Raw genomic sequence first — 24,816 nt, 5'->3', positions numbered from 1 at the left:
GAGATTTTAGGGAATTGGAGTCAGTGTTGCTACCCTGCTTAAACGTTTCGTTATGGGTTCTGACGGAGTTGGTATGAATCCGGTGTAGGAGTGAGGTGTGGGGTAAAAATCCTTAATTTACCGCAAAAATCCTTGCTCAAAGGCTATGCCTCTCAAGGATGTGATGGCTCTGACACAGCAGTTGTCAGAATGAGTTTCGGGATGATCGCTATAGCAACCGTCGAGATGGTTCAATCAGGGGGTTTGTGTGAGAACCCGCGCGGAGCGCGGGTTCTCACACAAACCTTGTCCTAATCAACTCCTCGACTGCCATAGATGAGCAGAAACAATGACCTACCTCATGGGTTGGAAGTGCGTGCCGGAAGCTGCACGTCTGACCCGTGAGACTGTTTATTTTGCCTAAGTCCTGATTGAGATGACCCGTCGTATTCTATTGAATCTTTTGTATCTCTGGGGAGAGGTAAAACCCATCTCAACATCCTACATTTAAATTCTATTGAAGTGGATGACCGATCGCGAGACGTTGAAAAACAGTCTTAACCGAGCGTGCAGCACTAGAGATGCAGTATGGGGTTGGTTCACTATGCCGAGAACACTGAACGAGACTAAAGAAACTCGAAAAAGCTGGTTATCCTTTGGGATTTTGAATATTGTAGCGATCGTCATTGCCATCGCCATTTTAGTGGGTTTTTTGGCGGCATCGGTGCTTCAGTCCTTTTCGGTGGGTGGAGAAGCGATCATTAAAAGCCTTGCGGCGATCGCATTGCCGCCAATTGTGATTACGTATATTGCAACCTTCACTAAACTCTTTAGACCCCCAGAACGGTTGCCAGAATTTAATCTCTACTTCACCTTTACCATCTGGACTACTGCTTTATTCATCTTGGTAGATTTTTATTTCAACCGTCAGTTTCCTATCGGCGAATTTGTCCTTTCCCTAACGCTCAGCATTTTGGCATTTCTTTATCAACATGCCCCTTCCAAAGCCTTTTTATCGTGTTCCTATGGCATTATCTCAGGCTTTTTGATCTACACCCTGATCTTTGGATTGCCTTAGCGATCCTTACAAAATTAAACATCGCAACGTTTTGGGAAAGTGCGGCGGAGCCGCACTTTCCCAAAAAATGTATCAGCAACCGTCGAGATAGTTGAATTAGGAGGTTGTGTGAGAACCCGCGCGGAGCGCGGGTTCTCACACAACCTTTGTCTTAATCAACGCCTTGACTGCTATATCGGCTCTTCATCCTATCCGTTAGGCTACCAACCCGGCCAGGTGTCGATTGGCTGAGTCGATTGCACAATGTGCATTCCCGCCACCGCAAACCGTTTGTATGCTGCATCGGCAGCGTCTGTAAAATCCACCACATCGGGTACTACTACGGGCGACGTGCAATCTTCCAGCAAATAGACCTTTTGCGCTAATTTAGGGTCAATCGCGTTGATCTCCGTCAGCAGATCATCAATTGTCCAGGCAACACAATGGCTTTTGGCTTGTCCGGCAATAATTAAGGCATCGAAGGTCAGTAATGTTTTGATAAACGCTGTGTTCTTTTGGGCGATCGCCTTTCCCTCTGGATCGAGCAAGACTTCGGGTTTCAAGACCGAATAATTTTCGGTTAATGGATTGCCTCCCTTGATCTCAAACCGAGTTTGACTCTGACGCGCCAGGTTATGAAAAAAGCACGCTTCTTCTACCGCTGACACTAACGCATGACCAATGCCACCCAGCATCGAGTGGTAGGGCCAAATGGTCAATAAATATTTCCCGGCCTGACTGAGTTGCTGCACATAGTGCAGTGCATACGCTTGTAAATCTTCAGGGGCGATCGCCAAATTTTGCGCAACTTTAGGATTTGCCTGCCAAACCCCGGATGCCACCTGATCGGGCGAAATCATTGTCATGGCTGGCGGATGCTCACCTGCTGAATTGACCCAAAAGACGGCATGGAAAATTTGAGCCGCCGTATGGGTATCCAGGGTCGGCGCTATTTCTGTAATCGCGCCCAAATTGCGATAGATAAATTCGCACAGACGCACATTATCTGCCACAGCTCCTATGCCCGATCGCCCGCCCACAAATAACTCAAAGTCTGGCAAACAAAACGTGTTTTGAACATCGATCGCCAGCAAACAAACCCGTCGTTCATCTTCAACAGCGGGGCGTAAATTGTAATGTTGTGCCCAGGCTTGTGCCTCTGCTGCAAGCGCCTGATACGGAACTCGCCAAACCTCTTTTACCTTGTCGGGGTTAAAATGTGCCGGGATTGGAAGTTGAGTGGTCGTGCTCATAAATTTCCTCTGGGCATCAGCAAGGATTGCCGTTCTAAACTACAGCGCTTCGCGCCTGGATCTGTTTAGATTTTTTGTTGTGTGCCGCGCTTCGCGCGGCACACAACAAAAAATCTGTAGCTTATGCAATTGAAAATTGCTGTAATAGCGTTGACAATGCCGTCTCATCGTTGGGATTGTGGATTTAATATAGCCTGACGCCATCGAGTTATCACTATTTTCAAGGGTGCGACGTACCCGGCGTTGTGTGAGAGCCACACTCTGCGCGGCTCTCACACAACAGCCGTAATCTATGCAGGTGCGAAGCGCGATAAGACAGGTGGTCGGGTTCCCCACGGTTGGAATCGGGTTGAGGCAATGCCTGAGGATCCTTGCAAAAATAATGTGAATAACTTTTAGGAGAGTGCGGCAGAGCCGCACTCTCCTAAAAGCCAGGATCCGAAATTGCGATGCCAGAGATCCACATTTCAAATCGAATGTGATACAGTACAAATGTACCAGCTGGGGACAAATTTCCACACCCGGAAACAGAGGTAGACCTATGACTACAGGTATCAGACAAGGGCGATCGAGTAAAGGTAAAGCAGCTACAACACCCTTAGATAGCCCCATCGCAACAACCCGAACGATTGCCCTGGATGCAGGCAACTATGACCTCAAGTTTTATGACGGCATCGGTCAACCCAAAGCCATTCGCTCTGTTCGATATCAACTGCCTCAGGGTCGAGATGCCGTTCGCTATACCGACCAGTCGCCCCTGGTTGAGTTGCTCGATGGCACCCGCTATCACTTTGGCGCTCAGGCTTACAAATACAGACGACAACAGCAAACCGTTGTCGAAAACAAAATTGAGCTGGCAAAACTCCATCTCTATGCTTGTTTAGAACCGATTGACGGAGTGACATCAGAGTTTCCGGTCAATCTCTATGTTTCGACGCCCAACCCCGCCCGCCATGCAGAAGCCCTGGAAGAACAACTCCTGGGGCTGCACGAGTTAAAGCGGAATGGCATCTACTTTCGCGTCAATGTGGAAAATGTCGAGATCGAACGAGAAGGCATGGGGGCTTATCGCTATGCACAGCGGCAGGGCTTGATTCCCGATAGCGGCTACACCATTGTGGTTGATATTGGGGGTGGCACCTGGTTAACCCGTCTTGTCGATGCTGAAGGCGATGTGATTGATGAAAATGTCATGGATCGGGGTGGCTCCTACGAGCTGGCAACCTCCATTAGTTTTGACAAGCGCCTGGTCAATGCCCTGGGAACTACCGTCGATACGGGCATTATTATGGATGGCTTCCGAACCAATCATGTTTATGCAGATACCGGAATTTCCTGGGCATCGTGGCTCGACGAGCATTTAGACCCCTGGTTTAAGGGCATCTTCCAAACCATTCGGGCGCAATACACGCCTTACATGCCTAGAGTGACCAAATTCTTAGTCACAGGGGGCGGCTCCCACCTGATTGCCGAACGTCTGGCAGGTCGCAAACTGTTTACCGTCATGAGTGACCCACAGTTTGCGAATGTCCGTGGTTTGTTTCCGTTACCCGGAGAGGTTCAGTTATGTATGACAACAAAATAAGATTGAGTCAAGATGTCTTAGAAAAAGCTGAGTTAATTGCTGAAGAATGGGGCTTGAAAAATGTTCGGGCTGCCGTAGAAGCCGTATTTCGTCGATATTCTGATGACTATTTGGGAGGACGGGGACGAAGGGTTGACGTCAGCCATCCGGCACAGAATCCTAGTCATGCGGCGAATTATCCCGCTGCGACTCATGCCAATGTCGTCAATATGGTTGCCGTCGATTCTACGCGCCAGCAACCTGTGAATCCGGTTGAATCTGCCCCCGATTGTGAAGCGCTAGATGCTTTAGATGATTTGCTAGCCCTGTAAAAGCGGTTCCATAAAATCATCCGTTGGGGATTGAAAACCCTGTTTTCAATCCCCAACGGATGATTTCGTGCGGATGTACGATCGGTGAATTTGATACCAATTTAAACAGACTGCACGGCATATCAATCTGCTGTAAGGGCGCATCGCGATGCGCCCCTACGGGATCTGGTGCGATCGCTAATTAAATCGGTATGACTCTCAACCGCAAGTGTGCTTTTTCTTTTCCTGGATAGAATAAAAATGTATGGGCAATCCATAGAGAGATTTTTATGTCAAGATGCTAATACACCTTTATTCACCTATATCTAAGTCCACCCTATCTGAGACGCATCTACGATGAATTCTTCCGTCTCTAGTTCTATCCAAGTTCTTGAAGATGTTCAGCCTGGAGAAGGGCGATCGCCCCGAATTCGTCCACGCTGGCAAACCTTTGAAGATCTCTTACAAGGGTTGCATCGCTGTGGAATTTACCTGCGAGCCGATCAATTGGCAACATTCCTGATCTTTCATGGCTTACCCGTCAATTTGGCGTACGTGCCGCCCCACCTCAAGCAAAAAGCACAACGGATCAACGACCATTATCAAGGCGATATGGCGCAGCTAGAAGAGTTTTAACCGCTGACCATTCTGTTCTCCACTCTGCCTGATCAGGCAATGCCGAAAATCTTGTATTGTGGAGTTCTGCCACCTCTTGTACCTAAAGTCAGATGCAAAGTAACGTCTCTAAAAACTCCCTCGAACCGTCTGAAGTTACGCAACCGATTGAGGAACTATCGACTCTATCGGCTGAGCAATATAAACGTAAAATGCAACGCCGTAAAGAAGTACAAGACCAACGGCTGGCAGAACGCAATCAAGAAAAAGGGTTGATCATTGTTCATACGGGCAATGGTAAAGGGAAAACCACGGCAGCGCTGGGAATGGTTATGCGATCGCTAGGTCATGGCTATCGGGTGGCGATCGTCCAATTTATTAAAGGTGCCTGGGAACCTGCCGAAAAAGCTGCCCTCAGTCCCTGGACAGTAGCCGCCAATGGTCAACCCCCTCAATTAGAATTTCAAGCCATGGGCGAAGGGTTTACCTGGGAGACTCAAGATCGCGATCGCGATATCGCTAAAGCCCAAGCTGCCTGGGATACTGCCTTAGGCTATATTCAAAACCCCGATTTTCGTCTGGTGCTGCTGGATGAAGTGAATGTGGCGTTGAAACACAACTACTTGCAAGTCGAGCAAGTTTTGGCAGGGCTATTGCAGAAGCCAGTGGACTCTCATGTAATTTTGACGGGTCGAGGTGCCCCGGCTGCCTTGATCGAACAGGCTGACCTGGTGACAGAAATGACCATGGTCAAGCATCCGTTTCGTGAACAGGGAGTAAAAGCCCAGGCAGGCATTGAGTTTTAGGCATTGCTTAATCATGCTCAATGGCGTGAAGTACCAGGTGTTGAGAGAGAGCCGCGCGGAGCGCGGCTCTCTCTCAACACCCGCAATTTATCGAAGCGCGAAGCGCTATAGTCGATCCATTAAACTCTTATGTTGCCTACCACCCGATTACGAGTCAGCGTTCTGGCGTTGTTGATCGATGCTGACGATGTGTTATTGATTCATCAGATGGATCCACCCGAACCCGACTGTTGGGATTTGCCAGGGGGCGGGTTAGAGCCTGGTGAATCACTGATGGCAGGCTTGCAACGAGAAGTCCGGGAAGAAACAGGGATTGAAGTATTTCAAGTCGATCGCCTGCTGACGGTGATCGAAAACTTTTTCCCGAAAGGGGAGGGTAAGATGTTGCACACCCTCAGTATTGTCTACCAATGTTCTGTCGCACCCCGCCCTACCCACCTGAGCAGCAGTGACCCTGAAATTGGTCCGAAAGGGATTCAGTGGTTGGCGATCGCCGATCTGACTGCCGCAGATTGCTCCAGCCGCAGCTGGCAAGCACTCCAAGTTGCCCTCCATCAAGCAGGGTGAGAGTGCAGGATGGCACTAAGATTCTACGCCGAGAATGATTCATTCTGCTTCTAACAAGGCTTTTGCTTTCAGCAAGTCTTGATAATGCTCGGCACTAACGGTGGGATAGCTGAGCTTAAGCGATTTGAGGCGATCGCAAATAATATCTGCCACTGCCAAGCGGGTAAACCACTTATGATCTGCGGGGATGATATACCACGGTGCCCAGGCGGTACTGGTGTGGTTAAAAACCGTTTCATAGGCTTGCATATAGTCGTCCCAGAAAGCCCGTTCCTGGACATCTGCTGCCGAAAATTTCCAATTTTTTTCGGGGGTTTCAATGCGTTCTAAAAACCGCTTTTTCTGTTCGTCTTTAGACACATTCAAAAAGAATTTAAGTACAACAATACCGTTTTGAACCAGGTATTTTTCAAAATTATTAATTTCCTCAAATCGACGATCCCAAATCTTTTTATCTTTTGTTTGTGGTGGCAATTGTTGCGCATTTAAAATTTCTGGATGCACCCGCACAACCAACAGTTCTTCGTAATATGACCGATTGAAAATACCAATTCGACCACGTTCTGGCAATGCCTTAAACGATCGCCATAAATAATCGTGATCCAATTCTTCAGTAGAGGGTGACTTAAAACTAAAAACCTGGCATCCTTGCGGATTTACCCCCGACATCACATGCTTAATGGTGCTATCTTTTCCGGCAGCATCCATTGCCTGAAAAATTAATAGCAACGCATAGTTATTTTGGGCGTAGAGAATATCTTGATAAATTCCTAACTGCTGTACCCCTGCTTGTAATTTGCTCTGAGCTAGAGTTTTCTCTTTAAAGTCACCCGTGTAGTCTGGGTTGTAGTCTTTCAGCTTGATTTTGCTACCGGGTTGCACAATAAAAGGGCGATCGTTCATTTTGCTCTACCTCGCTCCACTTCCGCTTCTAAACAGAATTACGATAGCCTAGAATAGATTGGTTCTCGACAGGCTACGATAACTCGCATGAATTTCCTTACAAATCTGCTTCAACCGACTCAAACGGCGCGCCCTCGAAAGCAACGTCTGGGGATTGAAATTAAATCGCCACACGAAATTGAAATTATGCGGCAGGCAGCTGCGATCGTGGCAACAGTGCTTAAGGAAATTTCGCATATCGTCGAACCCGGCATGACCACAGCCGACCTCGATGCCCATGCCGAACAACGCATTCGAGAGATGGGGGCAACGCCTAGCTTCAAGGGCTACCACGGGTTTCCAGGCTCGATCTGTGCCAGCATCAACAATGAAGTCGTCCACGGGATTCCCAATCGCAAAAAAGTCATTCGCAAAGGCGATGTCCTCAAAGTTGATACGGGAGCCTATTACGAAGGTTTTCATGGCGATTCGTGTATCACCATCGCCGTCGGTGGGGTTTCGCCCGCTGCCGAAAAATTGATCCGGGTGGCAGAAGAGGCACTTTACAAAGGCATCGAACAGGTCAAGGCAGGCGCTTTTTTGTTAGACCTTGCCGGAGCCATTCAGGATCACGTCGAAGCGAATGGCTTTCAGGTTGTTGAAGACTATACAGGACATGGCGTTGGACGTAATCTGCACGAAGAACCATCGGTGTTCAATTTTCGCACCCATCAACTTCCCAACGTCAAGCTGAAAGCCGGTATGACCCTGGCGATCGAACCGATTGTGAATGCGGGGTCTAAGCATACTCGTGTTCTGGCAGATCGATGGACGGTTGTCACGGTCGATCGATCGCTATCTGCCCAATTTGAACACACGGTGCTGGTCACTCAGGATGGCTATGAAATTTTGACCGATCGCACCAAGGTTTAGCAACAATTCGGGTAGTTTGTTTTTCGTATCTCCAGACTAAAAAATGAACTTTCTCACTCACGTTTTAGATAGGGTTTGAGTATCGACACAGTGTGATGAACGACTGATTTAGAACCATGGCAGGACATAGTAAATGGGCGAACATTAAGCGCCAAAAAGCACGAGTAGATGCGGTTAAAGGAAAAGTTTTCGCTAAAATTTCGCGAGAAATTATCGTCGCTGCTCGCACAGGCGTTCCCGATCCGGCAGGTAATTTCCAACTGCGCACGGCTATTGATAAAGCAAAAGCGGCTGGCGTACCCAATGACAATATTGATCGGGCGATCGCCAAAGGAGCCGGAAAACTGGGTGCCGGAGATACGCTAGAAGCCATCCGCTATGAAGGGTATGGACCCGGTGGCGTAGCAATTTTGATCGAAGCCCTGACCGACAACCGCAACCGCACCGCTGCCGATTTGAGAGCTGCCCTGAGTAAACGCGGCGGCAACCTGGGGGAAACGGGCTGTGTTGGCTGGATGTTTGAGCAAAAAGGTGTGGTCACTGTCGGCGGTGACATTGACGAAGATGCTTTACTAGACGCCTCGATCGAAGGGGGCGCAGACACCTTCGAAATCACCGAAGTAGACGAAGAAACGGCTGCCGATGTCTTCACCGACCCAACCCAGTTAGAAACCTTGCAGACGATCTTGAAAGATCGAAACTACAAGATTTTGCAAACCGAAACTCGCTGGATTCCTAGCAACACCGTCGAAGTCACCGACCCCGACCAAGCGCGATCGCTCGTTCGCTTAATGGAAGCATTAGAAGACTTAGAAGACGTACAAACGGTCGCCACTAATTTTGAAATGTCGGATGAATTGTTGGCAATGAGTATGGTGTAGTTTGATAGCTAATAGCTGTTAGCTAATAGCTGTATGTTAGATTGATTTCATAAACACGACGAGGTCTTATAACTAATGACTTTTAGTGACGTGGTCGAGGTGATAAAAAATCTTTCCACAGACGAAAAACGCGAAATTCAACTGTTGTTGCAGCAATATCTGCGTGAAGAACGTCGTGACGAGATCTATGCCAATTTCAAGTCAGCACAAGCCGAGCAGCAACACGGGGAATTAAGGTTTTCTACCAGTATCAAAGACCTGAGACAGCTGATAGAGGAATAATCAGTGGAAGTCAGTTTCAGCTCAACCTTCAAACGTGCGTTCAAAAAACGTATCAAAGGAAATATAGATTTAGAAACAAGGTTTTGGCAGAAATTGGAACATTTCACTACAGATCCATTTGATCCAAGCTTGAAAACACATAAATTATCAGGCAAGCTCAAAGAACTTTGGAGTTTTAGCGTAGATTACGATGAGAGAGTACTCTTCTACTTCACGGAAGACGAAAAGGCTGTATTTGTTGATATCGGTAGCCACGATGAAGTGTATTAGAAGTAGTAGTTTGAGCAGCGTCATGCGATCGCTATTTTTGTAAGTTACTGAGTTAATAAATGCGATTGGGCTAGTGATGCGATCGCTGTCGATTCCAATCACTAATTCAAGCAAAAAAAATCGTGTTTCCACATTGCGGAAACACGATATTAGGGGTTCGTCGAGTCGGTTTTCTAGTAGACCAAAACTTCCGTTTTGGTAGGATTGAGGAGATAGCATCCCCTCTTTACACCCCATGTTGCGCGGGAAAGGGTTTGCAACATGTGCAGTCGAACACTGCATTCAACATAAGCTTGTAGCAGGGTGTGCGTCTCACACCCCACATCAAACCTATGGTTTAGGGAGTCTGTTTGGTTGCCTGAGCGGGCGGCATAATTACTTTCTTCGCCAATCCCAGCGTTTTGAGTAATGCGATCGCCCACCAGGTCACATCAATTTCCCACCAACGCCAGCCTGCTTTTGCCACATTTGGATAAGCGTGGTGGTTATTGTGCCAGCCTTCACCATAGGTTGCGATCGCTGCCCACCAAAGATTGCGCGAATTGTCTGCGGTTTCAAAGGTGCGATAGCCCCACATATGGGTGACGGAATTGATAAACCAGGTGCTATGCCACAGCAATACAGAGCGCAGTAGCATTCCATAAATAACGAATGACCAACCACCGAGGACATAGAGCAACAACCCTAGCGGTAGTTGTAGCAACAAAAAGTTGCGATTTAGCCAACGATAAAAGGGATCACGAGTGAGATCCGGTGCATAACGCTGATATCGCTGATATTCAAAAAAATCTTCTTGTGGATACAGCATCCACAGCATATGACTCCACCAAAATCCTCGGCGGGCAGAGTAAGGATCTTTGTCTACATCTTCGGTATAGGCATGGTGCAGGCGATGCCCTGCGACCCAAAAAATGGGACCCCCTTGCAGGGCTAAGGTGCCAATGATGGCGATGATATATTCTAACCATCGAGGGACTTGAAAACTACGATGGCTCAGCAGTCGATGGTATCCCAGACAGATACCAATGCTGCCAAACAGCCAATGTAGAAACAGTGCCACTCCCAACGCTGACCAGGAGAAAAACCAGGGTGCAAGTAATGTGAGTAAGTGGACTGTTGTAAAAAAGCATACAGCAACCCAATTGAGTTCCAGATCTTTTTTGGGTGCTGTTAATAAATCATTCGATGTCATTAATTGTCCTCAACCATCAAAATTAAATAGATCCCCCTAAATCTCTCTAAGGATCACGCATGAAATAAACCCCGGACGTGTGTTTATAAGCGCAGCGTCGCCGCGCCTGTAAACATTGGAACATCAAGCCCTTCACCCTCATCCCCCAACCCCTTCTCCCATTAAGGGCGAAGGGGAGCCGAACACCACCTAGTTTCAAAGTCCCTCTCCCGTTCTGGGAGAGGGATTTAGGGTGAGGGCTAACGGGGTTGGGACACGCTAAACATATATGCCGCCGCCGTCGCTCTCTCAAAAAGGCTTAGGTCATGGTGCTCACATCGAAGCTTGGTTATCCTGTCGTAATAGCAGCTTCTAGCGGCGTAATGCCCGGATCTTGATAACTGCCCGTGCGATAGGTCGTGCGCACCGCTTCTGCTAATTGCTCAATTGGCGCATTTTTGAGGCAATAAGCATCGGCTCCCGCTGCCAGAGCCTCTGCCAGGAGCGATCGCTGTTCGGGGGTGACCAACACCAAAATTCTGGACGATGTCACATAGGAATTGGCTTGCACCTTACGCGCCATGCGCAAGAACTTAACCAGATCCATATCGGGCAATGTGCTATCGACCACGGCGACGTCCACATCAATCGATTCCAGCAATACCAAACCTGTTTCAGCATTCGTCGCTTCACTGGCAACTTCAATGCCCTCCTGGGCTCGGAGATTGGTACGCAGATCCAAACGGGTTTGTTGATCTGATTCCACCACTGCCACCTGAACGATTTCATGGTGGGGTTGTATAAATGAGGCAGGATCATCAACAACGGGCATATCATTGGGCCCGCCGCACGCTGAAATCGTACCGACAAAATCGATATCGGCGGGACGATCTTGCTTCAACCGAGCCATTTGTTCAGCCGATAGAATTCTTGATTCATCAAAGCCAAACTCGATCTCGGTATGCAAGCCTTTTTGTTTCACCCGTTTCAGGTTATAGAAGCGCTTGTTCCAGGTTGTCTTTGCAAATGCCCAGAGGCAACCCAGCAAATAGCGCCGCTTAAACGGATCGGGTTCAAACCAATACTCGATCATCTTGCGCATGTAAAAGCGGGCGTAGTTCCGTAAAACGCCCTTGAGCACTTCTTCTCGCGTCAGATTATCGGGTTTGATAATGGGCGTCACAAAGTTGTAGTGAGAATAGTCGCGGATCTCAACCTTGTCTGCCAGATCTTGAAATAGTTCTGAGAATGGCCAGGGCGTGTACATGTTCCAATTGGTCATGTCTGCCTGCCAGTCGCGGGTCATGCGGTAGGTTTCTTCGATGGTTTCCATCGTTTCATTGGGCAAGCCCATAATGAACTGCACCTCCGCCAGGATGCCGTTTTGTCGCAACAGTTGCACGGCACGTTTATTATCCGCGATTGTGGTTTCTTTGCGGAAAACATTCAGGTTGAGCTGCGCTGCCGCTTCCGTTCCCAATGACACATGCACCAGTCCAGCTTTGCGATACAGAGGCAATTCTTTTTCATCTCGCAAGATGTCGGTCACGCGTGTATTAATGCCCCAATGTATGTCAAGATTACGCTCGACTAATTCGTTACACAACGCCACAAACCGCGACTTGTTAATCGTAGGTTCTTCGTCTGCCAGAATGAAAAAGCCGACGTTGTGTTCTTTGACCAGATATTCAATTTCATCCACAAAGTGCTTGGGCGATCGCGACCGATATTTGCGCCAAAACTTCCATTGCGAACAAAACCGACAGCGGAACGGGCATCCCCGTGAATAGTTGGGTACGGCAACTCTGGTATTCAGAGGTGTGTAGATGTATTTGCTCCAGTCTAAAAGACTCCAGTCTGGGGTCAGGGTGTTTAGATCTTTGATCGGTGGGTGAGCGGGCGTCGCGACCACTTTGCCATCTTCCAGGAAGGCGATTCCCAGGATGTCTCGGCGATCGCGTTCATCGGTGCCATTGGCGATCGCCCGTAGCAAGTTAACGGTAATCTCTTCGCCTTCACCTCGAATGATGTAATCGACCCATGGGGCTTCACCTAAGACCTCCCGATACATATAGGTCGGATGGACACCACCCATGATGGTTTTGGCAGTAGGGCAAACGTCTCTCACGAGCTTTAGGGTACTCTGAGACTTATAAATCATGGGCGTGATGGCAGTAGCTAGCACCACGTCGGGCTGGTACTCTTTCACCATTTTTGCCAGCTCGCCATCTTCGATGTAGTTGGTCATGGCATCGATGAAGCGCACCTCTGTAAAGCCCGCTGTTTTCAATGCCCCACCTACATAGGGAACCCAACTGGGAGGCCAATTTCCAGCAATCTCTGCTCCTCCAGAGTGATAGTTGGGTTGAATCATCAAGATACGCATTCCGAGTCTCTCCTTACACGGGGATTTGGGGCGTTGCTGATGTTGGGGATGAATTTGAATGTGAAACCTTCGGTTTCACATTCAAATTCATCCCGCTATTAAGCAATGCCGGATTTGGCGATAGGGCGTGTAAGGGCGAAGCTGATACACACCCTATCGGCGATTGACACTAAATGGCTTTTGAGAAATTGGCAGTGATCTTTTCTCTCAAATACACATCAAAGGCGGACGCAATATTGCGAATTAACAATCGCCCGGCAGGGGTGACTTGAATGTGATTGGGAGAGTGCTGAATCAGCCCATCTAGTTCTAATTTCTTCAGTTCGGGCTGTTCTACATCAAAATATTCATCGAATTCTTGATCAAAGCTGAGGTGATACTTTTCTTGCAGCGCGTCTTTAGACAGTTGGAATTGACACATCAATTCCATAATCACCGTCCGGCGAATTACATCATCTCGATTCAGACTCACACCCCGTTCGGTGGGCAAGTTTTCAGCATCGATCGCCTGATAAAAGTCTTTTAGCCGCTTGTGGTTTTGCACATAGACGTCATGCAACATGCTGATGGACGTTACGCCAAAGCCAATCAGATCCGATTCAGGTTTGGTGGTATAGCCCTGGAAGTTGCGATGCAGTTGCCCTTCACGCTGAGCGATCGCCAGTTCATCATTGGGTTTGGCAAAGTGATCCATACCAATGAAGTGGTACCGATCATTTTGGGTGAGTTCTTCGATCGACATGCGCAAAATCTCCAATTTCTCGGAGGATGGTGGCAATGTCTCTTGAGCAATTCGGCGTTGCACCGGCTTTAACCACGGCACATAGGCAAAATTGAAGACAGCAATGCGATCGGGGTCGAGCTTGATCGTTTTTTGAATGGTGTCGCGGAACGTTTCTAACGTTTGATAGGGCAAGCCATAAATCAAATCGACGTTAATACTTTCAAATCCAGCTTCCCGAATCCAATCCATTGCATTAAACAACAAATTTTCGGGTTGGATTCGGTTGACGGCTTCCTGAACTTGCGGATTGAAATCTTGAATGCCAAAGCTGATGCGATTGAACCCGATTTCTCGTAATGTCAGGACATATTCGCGATCGAGATAGCGGGGGTTGACTTCAATCGAAATCTCAGCATTGGTATCAAACTGAAAATGCTGATTCAGGGTTGTCCATAACCGCTCAATTTGATCCAACGACAGGTAGTTGGGCGTGCCACCGCCCCAATGCATTTGGTTAACCGTGCGGCGATCGCTCAATAAGCCTGCCATCTGACGGATGTGCTTGATCAAGTATTCCAGGTAAGGCTCTGCTATTTCTTTGCGTTGCGTGATGATGGTATTGCACCCGCAGAAATAACACGCTGTTTCGCAAAAAGGAATGTGGCAATAGAGCGACAAAGGGGTTTGTTTATAGTTGCCAACGGCGATCGCAGCTCTAAAATTGACTTCTTCAAACTCTGGTTTTAGCTCAGTTGCCGGTGGGTAGCTTGTATAGCGAGGAACTGGCTGATCGTACTTGCGCAGTAAGGCTGGGTCAAATTGAACCGTAGGCAACGAAACATTCATGCGTGAATCCCTTTGTGTTCATAACGATAAAACATGTGGTAATGCTTGCAATGAAAAGATTTGAGGCTGAGGATGTACCGCGCTCCATACGGCACATCCTCATTCATTGAGCACCACCAGATTTGCCTAAACTGAATCGGTGTCGTTGTAAGCGAGTGGTAGGGCTAAAGCATTCATCGCAGAGACGTGGATGTATCACGCTGAATCTTGCGGAAATGCTTCATTTCTACGATTTAAATAGGTAACACCGCTTTTGCTGCCCCATGGGGTGGGCGTTCGGTTGCACCGGGGATCTCTTGACGGGTGAGCAAATCAAACACATGCTCGCCAATCACCGCTTTGACATCATCTTCTAATTCATGCACCACATCCCGATTTAGATGGAATGCAAGATTGGCTTCATCCACAATGCGCTGAATCGTGGCGTCATCGACGGGTAAAGCGTTCAGGGTGTCCCGATATCTTTCTTTAAACGCACGCTTTGCTTCAACGGTGGGTAAATGCTCAAAATCGTGCAATCCAGTTCCCTGGTCGGGTGGCAAGCTCATTGCCGAGCGAACGATATTTTTCAAGGCTTGGCCCCCAGACAGGTCACCCATGTAGCGAGTATAGGCGTGAGCAATCAGGAGGACGGGATCCGTATTGGAAACTTCAAGCAAGCGATCGACGTAAACTTTACCCGTTGGCAGGGGTGCAATTTGCTCACGCCAATTGTCGCCATAGTAATAGGTCAAATCGCGCTCTAAATTGGCAGTGCGGTTGAGTTCTGGAAACACCATTGGTCCTACAGCCGGGTGATTGCGATGCCGTTCGAGTTCTGCTTCTAGAGTGCTGTAAACATAATACAGATTTGCCAGTAGTTTACGGAATGGCTCTCGCTCAACGATTCCTTTGAGAAAGCACTTCATAAAAGCAGTGTTTTCCGCAGCCGTATGAGAGTGTTTGGTGCCTTCTCGTAAGCGTTGGGCTAGATCATGACTCATATCAAATTCCTCATTTCTCAGCGAATAACGACATTGAGCAATGTCTGCTGTAGTGATAGGCGGCGAAATCGTGCAACAGGCATTGCGTGGGTTCAAAGAAGCTCTTAAGAAACTTTATAGCTATTGAGTGATGATTATCAAATTGTTTTCATATCTTAATGTTTTTCTCAAGAGCTATCTACTCAGCCCACGAGTTTATCTCCTGCACCTGGGACGGGTGCAGGGGTGGAACCCCTGTCCGGGAGCATAACCCCCGCGCCCCCGTCCTAGCTAGCCCTGCGGCGGCTATGTAAGTTCTCAACCCAATTAAAAATAGATCCCAATAGATCACAAGACCTGCACCGACGGCACAGCAATAGGTTCAAAGCCCTTCTCCTGCCCTGGTGCAGGGATTTAGGGTGAGGGTCAATAGGGCTGAAACCCTTCAAATTCATACGAGTCTGAACACGAGATATTCAATCCAGATGGGTGTTGGAGGAGCAGCGGTTCCGCTGTCGTTTCCCTAAAAGGATTACAGGGTTTGTTGAAGTTGTGACCATCTTTGCAAAATTTATCAATTATCGACTAGTCAAAGCATCCCCGATACTATAACTTGATAGCTATTGAGTTTATGAGCGACAGCTGATCAGTATGGTGAATTCTCCGCCAAAGCCAACCTTGGGAACTGTGGAATCGAGAAAGGCGCTGAAAGAAACTATTCTCACACCCAGGTTTTATACGACGGATTTTGAAACAGCCGCAGGTCTGGATTTGTCTGCCCAAGATACCGAATTGCAGGCAATGTTGGCAGAAATGCGAGCAGACTACAATCGTCATCACTTTGTCAGAGATGAATCGTTTGAAAAATCTTGGGATCACATTACGGGTGAAGCCCGACAAGCTTTTATCGATTACCTGGAGCGCTCTTGCGTCTCTGAATTTTCTGGCTTTCTCCTGTTTAAAGAACTTTCGCGTAAGCTAAAAGGTCGGAACCCACTGTTGGCAGAAATGTTTCACCTGATGGCGCGAGATGAAGCCCGTCATGCCGGTTTCCTCAATAAAGCCATGGCAGATTTTGGCTGCACCATGGATCTGGGACATTTGACCAAAAATCGGGTCTATACGTTTTTCCCGATTGAGTGGGTGATTTATACGGTCTATTTGTCTGAAAAGATTGGATATTGGCGGTACATCTTGATTTATCGTCACTTGCAGCAGCATCCTGAAAATCAGTTTTATCCCATCTTCCGCATGTTCGAGAGCTGGTGTCAGGATGAAAATCGCCATGGCGATATCTTCAAAGCGTTGCTGCGATCGCAACCTAGCCTGTGGAAAACCTGGCAATCTCGGTTGTGGAGCCGCTTTTTCTTGCTTACCGTATTTGCCACCCATACCCTGACGGTACACGAGCGCAAAGGCTTCTATCATACGCTAGGACTTGATCCCACAGAATTTGATGCAGAAGTCATTCGGCAAACCAACGAAACCTCTATCCGGGCGTTTCCGTCGGTGCTGGATACCAACCATCCCGAATTTTTCCCACGGCTGCGTCGTTGTTCTGACCTGAATTTGCAGATGTCGGAGATCGATCAGACGACCCAACCCAAGTGGCTGAAGACATTGCGTAAAGTGCCGTTGCAAGCGGCGATCGCCGGTCATCTGCTGCGGTTGTATTTGATTAAACCCATCGATGCCGAAGCCTTACGGGGAACGGTTCGTTAACCCACCGCCATCTTGGCTTCTTGGCTTTGTGCTTAGATAGATCACGACTGTTGCGAAAGAGCCGCGCTCCGCGCGGCTCTTTCGCAACACCTTATACTTCAGCACCATATTCAAACAAGAAACAAACGGGGAAAGCAACGCTTTCCCCGTTTGTTTTCGAAATATTGCGACACCTGCTAGAAACTCCTTATTGCCAGTGCAACAGGGCATTCTAAAGATGCAGTCCCAAACAAACCTGCCATCGGCAAGATGACAGCCCGCTTCATACAGTTCATTCATGTTTGGGAAGCAGGGGTATTATCATGGCAGATTTGCAGCAACTTGAGATAGTCCAACGGAGCGTGACGGAATGGAATTTTTGGCGGCAGGAGCATCCCAGCATTCGCCCTGATCTACGGGATATGGATTGGTGTCGGGCTTATTTGCGAGGTGTGGATTTAGAAGGTGCTGATTTATGTCAATCGTCTTTACGAGAAGCTGCCCTGTCCCAGTCCAACCTGCGCCATTCCATCTTGTATCGGGCAGACTTTTGCATGGCAGATTTGTATCAAGCAGATTTGCGCGAGGCAGATCTGTATAAATCCAACTTTTATACGGCTACCCTGGTAGAATCTCAGCTCAAGAATGCTATTTTCTACGAGGTCGATTTACGCGAAGCCGTACTCTACAAAGCGGATTTACGGGATGCAATTTTTTATAAGTCAGATCTGCGGGAGGCGACCCTGGAAGGGGCAAAGCTGGTCGGGACAACGCTATACCTGGTGAATATGTCTCATGCCAACTTAGAGCGGGCTAACCTGTGCATGGCAAGTGCCGTAGACAATAATCTAGAGCGGGCTAACCTGCGCATGGCGAATCTGGTAGGAGTCAACCTCTACAAGTCTAATTTGCGAGAGGCAAACTTTAGCCGTGCCGATTTGCGGGAAGCAACCCTGAGCCTTACCGATTTGCGAGGTGCAGATTTTCGTGATGCAGCCTTGCGGATGGTTAATTTTAGTGGGGCAAACCTGAATGGGGCAAATTTTGCAGGAGCAGACGTGGCAATGTCTAATTTTTGGGACGTGCAGTTAGACGATAAAGCCCTACTGAAACAGCTCATGAGGGATGCTGATTCATCAATGAAACCTGCCGTGGTGAGCGGAGCCACAACTCTGTTACCGATGGAAAAGGGCATTGCTTAATAGCGGGATGGATTTGAACGTGAACCCTTTGGGTTCACGTTCAAATCCATCCCTAAAATCAGCAACGCCTGGAAAAGAGTTCGCAAGGAGAGCAACAGCGTGAGTGTGTTAGATAGTTGGTGGCAAGGTTCGTCCCGCCAGGGGGTTCAATCAGATCCGGCTACACAGGCGAAAATTGTGCAGTTGATCACTGCCACCCTGGGACTCCAGGTACGTCCCCAAGATGAAGCGGCGATCGCTCACAAACTCAAGGTGCGATCGCAATCGTTGGGTCTTTCTCATTTGCGCGACTACTATGCCCTCTTGCTGGCATCAGATACAAGCCAACGCCAGAACCAGGAATGGGGCTGGCTGATCGAATGTCTAACGACTACCGAAAGCTACTTTTTTCGCGATAAGGGACAGTTTTCTTTGTTGCGGCATCAGATTTTGCCCGAATTGATTGCCCACAAACGCCAAATGACTTCATTACAAATAACCGGACGCCCATGTCTGCGCCTTTGGAGTGCGGGGTGTTCTAGCGGTGAAGAAGCTTATTCTCTCGCCATTTTGGTGCGAGAGTTGATCCCCGACTTGTGTCAGTGGGATGTAACGATTCTGGGAACAGATATGAATCGTGCCGTGCTGACACAGGCAAAGTCTGGAATCTATAGTAACTGGTCATTTCGGGCATTAGACCCGGCTATTCAACAGCAGTATTTTCAGCCCCATCGGGATGGTTGGCAAATTCGCTCAGATATTCGCCCGATGGTCACTTTTCAAGTCAGTAACTTAGTCCAGGATATATATCCCGATTGCACCCGTTTACTGGATCAAATTGATCTGATTGTCTGTCGTAATGTCTTCATTTACTTCGAACCGAAAACGATCGCCCAGGTTCTAAAAAAGTTTTATGTCACGTTGCAACCTCAGGGGTATTTGCTGGTCGGTCATACGGAATTGCAAGGAATCGACTTAAGTAATTTTCAGGTCTGTAGTTTTCCGGCATCGGTGATTTACCAACGACCGAATCAAGTCCATACTTTTCGTAACCCCATTGTCGAAGCAGTGGAATGCAACCGTGATGTCAGTAAGACCGAGATACGTCCTGATTCTCTTCCGTCTAACGGTTCTCATCCGTCTGTAAATTACGACCGTCCTGCAATAGCATCCCGTCATCCATTCCCGTCCAGCCCTCCATTACCCCTGCTACCGTCGGTGCAAGCGTTGCCCTCGTCATCTAATCAGGCTTCGACGCCTGCTCTCCTTTGTTCGTCTACGACCCCCGTTGTAACCCTGGACGATCTGCAATCTCGACTGCTGCAACAGAACGATAAGCAAGCGATTCAGCATCTGCAACATCTTCTCCAGAGTGACCCCAAAAACGTTGCAGCACATCATTTGTTGGCTCAGGTGTATGCCAATTCTGGGCAGCATGAACAAGCGATCGCGACATGTCAGCAAGCCATGCACGTTGATCCGCTATCGGTCGATCCCTATTATTTGTTGGCTCAAATTCGTGAAGAACAGGGTGATCTAGAAGCTGCGAAAACTCTCTACAAACGCATCATTTATATGATGCCAGACTCTATTCATGCCTATTTAGAATTGGCAGCATTGTATGCGCGAGAAGGCAATCAGAAAAAGGCTTTAAGTACGTGGCAATCTGCATTAGATCTCGTCCAGCGATCGCCCCAGTTAGTGCAGAGTTTTGCTCAAGAAAATATAGATATAACAGATTTAGAACGGCATCTCAAAACCCAATTGGGTCTGTAGTTTAATTTATCACTTTGGTTCGTCAATCTCGATTCGCTTTGTGCTCCCTAAATTCTCCAACTCTGGGCGAATTTGAATACTTCGGTTCCCCTAGAATTGCAGTCTAGGGGTTGATTTTTCCGATATCTGGTTAGTTGGAACTCTTCGAACTAGTGTTCAGTCGGTTTGATTAATTTATCACTATGGTTTCTAGCAATGCTGTCCTAAAAATTAGTATTCAGATTAAATAGTTCAGATGTAAATGATTAAGCTTACTAGCCCTCAATCATTAGAAGATGAATGCTACGCCCTTCACCTTAAGAATACAGTCGGAATGTGACGACGCAGGTTGATTGTTCCTACCCCAAGAGAGCTAGCGGTTAATGTTCTGAATAGGCGCTTCGTTGATTCCTTTCAAGTTGTTTTAAATCTTGTATTTTTATATCAAATTCTGCTTGCAACATAGGGTTTGGGAAAAATAAGGCTGGTTGACTATCTAAGGAATCTAAGAATCACCCATTCAATAAACCCTGGACTGTCTCCACTCCCCTTGAGGGCATTGGTTATGACCGATATCTCTTATCTCATCTTTACGGTAGGGCAAACTCGCTATGGCATTGCGGCTACAGTGGTACAAGAACTGTTTTTCTTGCCTGAAATAACTCCCCTGCCCAATTTACCTCGCTGGGTCATGGGTGTGATTGATTTACGGGGTGACATCCTGCCCATTGTCGATTTGGGGGTGTTTCTCGGTCAGGGTGTCTATCCCTATCACCTCAGTGACAGCGTGATTGTGCTGCGGCTGGGTGACCAGGCTGTGGGATTGCTCGTGCAGCAAACTGATGCCGTAACTGCGATCGCTCTGGATCAGATCGCGCCCTGGAATACTCCCGATAATGCCCCTGTTTCCACCTTCATGGGTATTGCCAAAGTCGGTGGGGCACTGGTGACGCTGCTTAATCCCTTAGTGTTTGCCGGATTGACGGTACAAACAGCCATGGGCACTGACCTGCAACTCCAGGGGCAGGTTGCACTGGAGCAGGATGCCGCATCCCCTGCTGACGGGTGGGAGAGTTTCTCAGAAGGCGATCGCCAGATTCTTCGGCAGCGGCGCGATGGGTTAAGGCAATCGGTTGAGACAGATGATCCACAAACGCTTACTGCTCTTGCTGTGATGGGGTTACAAGGCGAATATTTCGGACTGATGCTGGATATCATTCACGAGTTCACGGATGTTCATACCATTACCCCCATTCCTTGCTGCCCACCCCACATTCTGGGCAACATCAACCTGCGCGGAGAAGTGGTTACCCTGGTTGATATCAGCCCTGTGATTAATCTATCAGCACAGGGGCAGACCCGTTGGAAAAAGGCGATCGTGGTACGGCACGATGAGATTGTCGCGGGCATCGCGGTAGACGCTATTTTTGATGTCGTACACCTCCAGGCATCTCAGATTCTGCCCTCACCCGTGGCGACCCAAAGCAGTCACAACGATTATCTCCAGGGGGTTGCCCCTTACCGCAATGGCTTGATGAGTGTGATTAATCTACCCAAGATTTTGACCTCGGGCGTTTTGGATGTAGACGAAGACGTTTAACGTCAAATGATTCATTAAATGATTCATTCTCTGGAAGCAGAGGCACTGTACAGAGACATTATTATGAGACATCAGATGAAATTGGGACGCGTGGTGCAGGCTGGATTTGGCAGCATTTTTGTCATTATGCTGGGAATCGGCATTACCTCCAAAGTTAGCCTGGATCGACTGGTGGAATCAAACCAATGGGTTGTTCATACGCAAACCGTTGAGCAAAATTTGGAAGATATCATCACGGTGCTAGTGGATGGGGAAACAGGGCAACGGGGGTATCTGTTGACCGAAGAATCAGTTTTTCTGGAACCTTACAACCAGTCTATGGCGGACTTTGAAACGAGTTTTCAGGAAGTACGGGATCTGATTCAGGACAATCCTGACCAAGTGCGCCGTCTGGAGCAAATTTACGAAACTGCCCAACAGAAAATGGAGGGCATGGCTACGACCATTCAACTGGTGCAAGATGGTAAGCGAAATGAAGCCTTAGCCATGGTTCGCTCTCAACAGGGCAAACAAATCATGGATGAGCTGCGCGGGCAAATTGCCATCATGAAAGACGTTGAAGAAATGCTTCTAAAAGAACGGGAAGCCGCTGCTGCTCAGTCGATTGCCGTGGCTAATATCATTTCTCTGGGGGGGACAGGGTTAGCGATCGCCCTTGGGTTTGGGGTGCTGATTTTTATCGCTCGTTCTGTGATCCGTCCTATCAATGCGGTATCAAATGCGATCGCGTCATCCTCAAATGAAATTGCTTGCACAGTCGAACAACAAGAGCGCACTGCCAATCAACAAGCGGTTTCCGTCAACGAAACCACCAGCACTATGGAAGAGTTAGGGGCATCGTCACAACAGTCTGCCCAACAAGCAGAAACGGCTGCTGCCAGTGCGCAACGGGTGCTGGTATTAACCCAGGAGGGCAATAGAGCCGTAGAGCGCACCTTATCTACCATGACCGCACTCACCCAAAAAGTGGGAAATGTAGCCGATCAAATTGTTCGCCTGAGCACCCAAACTAACCAGATCGGTAACATTTCCGCCTTAGTGAGCGATTTAGCCAGCCAGACCAATATGTTGGCACTGAATGCGGCTGTAGAAGCAGTACGAGCCGGGGAACAGGGTAAAGGCTTTGCCGTAGTGGCTGCCGAAATTCGCAAGTTAGCCGATCAAAGCCGTCTCTCGGCGGAAAAAATCAACGGACTGGTCACTGATATTCAAGACGCGATTCATTCGACGGTGATGGTGACGGATGAAAGTACGAAAACAGCTCAACAGGGAGCCGATGTCACCCAACAAACGGCTGTCGTGTTTAATAACGTCACGGATTCGGTTAGCACGATTGTGATGAACATTCAACAAATCTCGCTCAATGTGAATCAACAAGCCGCTGCCGTGCAACAAGTTTTGCTGGCAATGAACAACTTAAATGTGGCGGCACGGGAAACCGCGAGTGGCATTAGTCAGACTCGCACCAGCACGCATCAACTCAATGACGCTGCCCGACAATTGCAATCAGTGGTGTAACAAAACTGATTTAACACAAAGGTAAACCCAGTATGAACCAGGCTATACGGTGGAAGCTTAGATATTGGATTCTGGTTGGTTATAGTGTGCCGGTGTTGGCTTTATTTATTGCCTCTGGCGTAGTGATTCACAACGTCAACACACTCAATCGCTTGGCACAGGAGTATAAGGTCTCTCGGCATATTGAAGAAGGAATCAATAGTCTGGCAGTGAATGTGCAGATTTACTCACGGGCAACTCGGGGATATCTGCTTGATAAAAATACCATCTCGCTGAACTCTGTGGAAGCATCTCAGGCATCGCTTGAAGCAGACTTCAAGACTCTGGAATCTAAGATTCAAGATAGTCAGCAGCGAGAAAATTTAGCAGACTTGCGATCGCACCTCAATAATTTGATGATCCTCAATCAACAACTGATTGATCTGATCAATCAAAACAAAACAGATGAAGCGATCGCCACCTGGCGGAATAATGAAGCCCGCGACCGGGTCGAAACCATCACTCAGTTGATGACCCAGATGCGCGATCGGGAACAGGAAATTGTTGAGGAAGATGATCAAAACCAACTCAATGCCCTCAACAACCTGCGGATGACGTTGCTGATAGCCACAGGTGTAGCCTTGTTCGTCTCCATTGTGCTGGGAATTTGGATCATCAATCGCACGTCCCACCAGATGACAGAATCTGCCAACACGATCGCTTCATCTACCACAGAAATTGCTGCCACCATCGAACAGCAGGAGCGCACCGCTAACCAGCAATCGGTATCGGTGAATGAAACCACGACCACGATGGACGAACTGGGAGCCTCATCGCGTCAGTCTGCGGAGCAAGCAGAGGCCGCCGCCGCAGGGGCAAGACAAGCGTTGAATCTGGCGAGTGGTGGCACCGTTGCGGTAGATCGAACGATTCATGGGATGAGCGATCTCAAACAAAAAGTCGAGGCGATCGCCGACCAGATCTTGCGGCTCAGTGAGCAGACCAGCCAGATTGGCAACATTTCCGGTCTGGTTAGCGATCTGGCAAATCAAACCAATATGCTGGCGTTGAATGCGGCTGTAGAAGCGGTACGGGCGGGTGAGCATGGCAAGGGATTTGCCGTTGTGGCAGCTGAAATTCGTAAGTTGGCAGATCAGAGTCGTAAATCGGCTGAAAAAATCAATACCCTGGTGAACGATATTCAAACTGCTATCAATGCCACTGTCATGGTGACGGATGAGGGCACCAAGACTGTTGAGGAAGGGGTACGTATTGCCCAGGATACAGCCACGTCTTTTTCGGGTGTGGCAGATGCGGTGAATAATGTGGTGCTGAATAGCCAGCAAATTTCCCTGAATATCAAACAGCAGGCGATCGCCATTCAACAAGTTGTAGATGCTATGAATGCCCTGAATGTCGCTGCTCGCGAAAATGCTAACGGCATCGGACAAATTCGCATTGGCACCCAACGTCTGAATGATGCAGCGAAAGAATTGAAAGCCGTGGTGTAACGCGAATTGTCCAATGGAATAGTCCTGGAACTGTCCTGATTGTTTGTGGCGCGGGCGTCGCCCGCGCCACAAACAATCAGGA

The 24,816-nt window shown here is 48.3% G+C and carries 22 protein-coding genes; 16 read left to right on the top strand and 6 right to left on the bottom strand.

What is annotated here, in order from left to right:
• The first annotated feature begins 583 nt into the window (after positions 1-583).
• The gene (locus ACR6Z4_RS04780) at positions 584-1,057 is read left to right on the top strand and encodes a hypothetical protein (protein ID WP_479716080.1); all 474 of its coding nucleotides are present in this window, start codon (positions 584-586) and stop codon (positions 1,055-1,057) included.
• Positions 1,058-1,257: 200 nt separating this feature from the next.
• Here the strand turns inward: ACR6Z4_RS04780 and ACR6Z4_RS04775 are convergent, their stop codons facing one another.
• A complete protein-coding gene (locus ACR6Z4_RS04775) occupies positions 1,258-2,289 on the bottom strand; it encodes a cysteine hydrolase family protein (protein ID WP_479716079.1) in 1,032 nt (343 codons plus the stop codon).
• 541 nt (positions 2,290-2,830) lie between these two features.
• Between ACR6Z4_RS04775 and ACR6Z4_RS04770 the strand changes: the two genes are divergently transcribed.
• The 5 genes from ACR6Z4_RS04770 to ACR6Z4_RS04750 all read left to right on the top strand — a co-directional run bounded on the left by ACR6Z4_RS04770 (position 2,831) and on the right by ACR6Z4_RS04750 (position 6,152).
• Complete coding sequence (locus ACR6Z4_RS04770; RefSeq protein ID WP_479716078.1) at positions 2,831-3,874, top strand: ParM/StbA family protein; 1,044 nt, start codon at positions 2,831-2,833, stop codon at positions 3,872-3,874.
• Positions 3,856-4,185: a hypothetical protein gene (locus tag ACR6Z4_RS04765; protein WP_479716077.1), complete on the top strand. Its 330-nt coding sequence runs from the start codon at positions 3,856-3,858 to the stop codon at positions 4,183-4,185. The genes ACR6Z4_RS04770 and ACR6Z4_RS04765 overlap by 19 nt, the downstream gene beginning before the upstream one ends.
• A 336-nt stretch (positions 4,186-4,521) precedes the next feature.
• Entirely contained in the window at positions 4,522-4,800 is a 279-nt protein-coding gene (locus tag ACR6Z4_RS04760) for a hypothetical protein (RefSeq protein WP_479716076.1), read from the top strand.
• A 92-nt stretch (positions 4,801-4,892) separates the two neighbouring features.
• Positions 4,893-5,585: a cob(I)yrinic acid a,c-diamide adenosyltransferase gene (gene cobO, locus ACR6Z4_RS04755; protein WP_479716075.1), complete on the top strand. Its 693-nt coding sequence runs from the start codon at positions 4,893-4,895 to the stop codon at positions 5,583-5,585.
• Between the two features lie 129 nt (positions 5,586-5,714).
• Positions 5,715-6,152: an NUDIX domain-containing protein gene (locus ACR6Z4_RS04750; RefSeq protein WP_479716074.1), complete on the top strand. Its 438-nt coding sequence runs from the start codon at positions 5,715-5,717 to the stop codon at positions 6,150-6,152.
• 39 nt (positions 6,153-6,191) lie between these two features.
• Here ACR6Z4_RS04750 and ACR6Z4_RS04745 read toward each other — a convergent pair whose 3' ends face one another.
• Complete coding sequence (locus tag ACR6Z4_RS04745; RefSeq protein ID WP_479716073.1) at positions 6,192-7,055, bottom strand: polyphosphate kinase 2 family protein; 864 nt, start codon at positions 7,053-7,055, stop codon at positions 6,192-6,194.
• 87 nt (positions 7,056-7,142) lie between these two features.
• Here ACR6Z4_RS04745 and map point away from each other — a divergent pair, with 87 nt between their 5' ends.
• The 4 genes from map (at position 7,143) to ACR6Z4_RS04725 (ending at position 9,400) form a co-directional block, all read left to right on the top strand.
• Entirely contained in the window at positions 7,143-7,967 is an 825-nt protein-coding gene (gene map / locus ACR6Z4_RS04740) for a type I methionyl aminopeptidase (protein WP_479716072.1), read from the top strand.
• 116 nt (positions 7,968-8,083) lie between these two features.
• Positions 8,084-8,848: a YebC/PmpR family DNA-binding transcriptional regulator gene (locus tag ACR6Z4_RS04735; RefSeq protein ID WP_479716071.1), complete on the top strand. Its 765-nt coding sequence runs from the start codon at positions 8,084-8,086 to the stop codon at positions 8,846-8,848.
• 75 nt (positions 8,849-8,923) lie between these two features.
• Positions 8,924-9,130 carry a hypothetical protein gene (locus tag ACR6Z4_RS04730; protein ID WP_479716070.1) on the top strand — a complete coding sequence of 69 codons (207 nt, stop codon included), beginning with the start codon at positions 8,924-8,926 and terminating at the stop codon, positions 9,128-9,130.
• Between the two features lie 3 nt (positions 9,131-9,133).
• Entirely contained in the window at positions 9,134-9,400 is a 267-nt protein-coding gene (locus ACR6Z4_RS04725; RefSeq protein ID WP_479716069.1) for a type II toxin-antitoxin system RelE/ParE family toxin, read from the top strand.
• A gap of 337 nt (positions 9,401-9,737) precedes the next feature.
• On the opposite strand, the gene ACR6Z4_RS04720 is transcribed toward ACR6Z4_RS04725, so the two are convergent.
• From ACR6Z4_RS04720 to ACR6Z4_RS04705, 4 genes are all read right to left on the bottom strand, one after another.
• On the bottom strand, positions 9,738-10,592 hold the full coding sequence (locus ACR6Z4_RS04720) for an acyl-CoA desaturase (RefSeq protein WP_479716068.1): 855 nt from the start codon (positions 10,590-10,592) through the stop codon (positions 9,738-9,740).
• Positions 10,593-10,920: 328 nt separating this feature from the next.
• Complete coding sequence (gene bchE / locus ACR6Z4_RS04715; RefSeq protein WP_479716067.1) at positions 10,921-12,957, bottom strand: magnesium-protoporphyrin IX monomethyl ester anaerobic oxidative cyclase; 2,037 nt, start codon at positions 12,955-12,957, stop codon at positions 10,921-10,923.
• A 169-nt stretch (positions 12,958-13,126) separates the two neighbouring features.
• Positions 13,127-14,527, bottom strand: coding sequence for an oxygen-independent coproporphyrinogen III oxidase (gene hemN, locus ACR6Z4_RS04710; RefSeq protein ID WP_479716066.1), 1,401 nt, complete (start codon positions 14,525-14,527; stop codon positions 13,127-13,129).
• A gap of 233 nt (positions 14,528-14,760) precedes the next feature.
• Complete coding sequence (locus ACR6Z4_RS04705; protein WP_479716065.1) at positions 14,761-15,510, bottom strand: biliverdin-producing heme oxygenase; 750 nt, start codon at positions 15,508-15,510, stop codon at positions 14,761-14,763.
• 630 nt (positions 15,511-16,140) lie between these two features.
• On the opposite strand from ACR6Z4_RS04705, the gene acsF reads away from it, so the two are divergent.
• The 6 genes from acsF to ACR6Z4_RS04675 all read left to right on the top strand — a co-directional run bounded on the left by acsF (position 16,141) and on the right by ACR6Z4_RS04675 (position 24,734).
• On the top strand, positions 16,141-17,211 hold the full coding sequence (gene acsF, locus ACR6Z4_RS04700) for a magnesium-protoporphyrin IX monomethyl ester (oxidative) cyclase (RefSeq protein WP_479716064.1): 1,071 nt from the start codon (positions 16,141-16,143) through the stop codon (positions 17,209-17,211).
• Positions 17,212-17,513: 302 nt separating this feature from the next.
• On the top strand, positions 17,514-18,392 hold the full coding sequence (locus tag ACR6Z4_RS04695) for a pentapeptide repeat-containing protein (RefSeq protein WP_479716063.1): 879 nt from the start codon (positions 17,514-17,516) through the stop codon (positions 18,390-18,392).
• 99 nt (positions 18,393-18,491) lie between these two features.
• Positions 18,492-20,147, top strand: coding sequence for a CheR family methyltransferase (locus tag ACR6Z4_RS04690; RefSeq protein ID WP_479716062.1), 1,656 nt, complete (start codon positions 18,492-18,494; stop codon positions 20,145-20,147).
• 544 nt (positions 20,148-20,691) lie between these two features.
• Positions 20,692-21,726 carry a chemotaxis protein CheW gene (locus ACR6Z4_RS04685; RefSeq protein WP_479716061.1) on the top strand — a complete coding sequence of 345 codons (1,035 nt, stop codon included), beginning with the start codon at positions 20,692-20,694 and terminating at the stop codon, positions 21,724-21,726.
• 75 nt (positions 21,727-21,801) lie between these two features.
• Complete coding sequence (locus tag ACR6Z4_RS04680) at positions 21,802-23,244, top strand: CHASE3 domain-containing protein (protein WP_479716060.1); 1,443 nt, start codon at positions 21,802-21,804, stop codon at positions 23,242-23,244.
• Between the two features lie 32 nt (positions 23,245-23,276).
• Entirely contained in the window at positions 23,277-24,734 is a 1,458-nt protein-coding gene (locus ACR6Z4_RS04675) for a HAMP domain-containing methyl-accepting chemotaxis protein (RefSeq protein ID WP_479716059.1), read from the top strand.
• The last annotated feature ends 82 nt before the right edge of the window (positions 24,735-24,816 follow it).

This window comes from Calyptranema fuscum S582 (assembly GCF_055793305.1).
This window is presented reverse-complemented; position numbering and strand designations above follow the sequence as displayed.

Bases quoted from the DNA above. Each gene is read 5' to 3' on its own strand.
- ACR6Z4_RS04780 (WP_479716080.1), top strand. From the start codon at position 584: ATGCCGAGAACACTGAACGAGACTAAAGAAACTCGAAAAAGCTGGTTA.
- ACR6Z4_RS04775 (WP_479716079.1), bottom strand. From the start codon at position 2,289: ATGAGCACGACCACTCAACTTCCAATCCCGGCACATTTTAACCCCGAC.
- ACR6Z4_RS04770 (WP_479716078.1), top strand. From the start codon at position 2,831: ATGACTACAGGTATCAGACAAGGGCGATCGAGTAAAGGTAAAGCAGCT.
- ACR6Z4_RS04765 (WP_479716077.1), top strand. From the start codon at position 3,856: ATGTATGACAACAAAATAAGATTGAGTCAAGATGTCTTAGAAAAAGCT.
- ACR6Z4_RS04760 (WP_479716076.1), top strand. From the start codon at position 4,522: ATGAATTCTTCCGTCTCTAGTTCTATCCAAGTTCTTGAAGATGTTCAG.
- cobO (WP_479716075.1), top strand. From the start codon at position 4,893: ATGCAAAGTAACGTCTCTAAAAACTCCCTCGAACCGTCTGAAGTTACG.
- ACR6Z4_RS04750 (WP_479716074.1), top strand. From the start codon at position 5,715: ATGTTGCCTACCACCCGATTACGAGTCAGCGTTCTGGCGTTGTTGATC.
- ACR6Z4_RS04745 (WP_479716073.1), bottom strand. From the start codon at position 7,055: ATGAACGATCGCCCTTTTATTGTGCAACCCGGTAGCAAAATCAAGCTG.
- map (WP_479716072.1), top strand. From the start codon at position 7,143: ATGAATTTCCTTACAAATCTGCTTCAACCGACTCAAACGGCGCGCCCT.
- ACR6Z4_RS04735 (WP_479716071.1), top strand. From the start codon at position 8,084: ATGGCAGGACATAGTAAATGGGCGAACATTAAGCGCCAAAAAGCACGA.
- ACR6Z4_RS04730 (WP_479716070.1), top strand. From the start codon at position 8,924: ATGACTTTTAGTGACGTGGTCGAGGTGATAAAAAATCTTTCCACAGAC.
- ACR6Z4_RS04720 (WP_479716068.1), bottom strand. From the start codon at position 10,592: ATGACATCGAATGATTTATTAACAGCACCCAAAAAAGATCTGGAACTC.
- bchE (WP_479716067.1), bottom strand. From the start codon at position 12,957: ATGCGTATCTTGATGATTCAACCCAACTATCACTCTGGAGGAGCAGAG.
- hemN (WP_479716066.1), bottom strand. From the start codon at position 14,527: ATGAATGTTTCGTTGCCTACGGTTCAATTTGACCCAGCCTTACTGCGC.
- ACR6Z4_RS04705 (WP_479716065.1), bottom strand. From the start codon at position 15,510: ATGAGTCATGATCTAGCCCAACGCTTACGAGAAGGCACCAAACACTCT.
- acsF (WP_479716064.1), top strand. From the start codon at position 16,141: ATGGTGAATTCTCCGCCAAAGCCAACCTTGGGAACTGTGGAATCGAGA.
- ACR6Z4_RS04695 (WP_479716063.1), top strand. From the start codon at position 17,514: ATGGCAGATTTGCAGCAACTTGAGATAGTCCAACGGAGCGTGACGGAA.
- ACR6Z4_RS04685 (WP_479716061.1), top strand. From the start codon at position 20,692: ATGACCGATATCTCTTATCTCATCTTTACGGTAGGGCAAACTCGCTAT.
- ACR6Z4_RS04680 (WP_479716060.1), top strand. From the start codon at position 21,802: ATGAAATTGGGACGCGTGGTGCAGGCTGGATTTGGCAGCATTTTTGTC.
- ACR6Z4_RS04675 (WP_479716059.1), top strand. From the start codon at position 23,277: ATGAACCAGGCTATACGGTGGAAGCTTAGATATTGGATTCTGGTTGGT.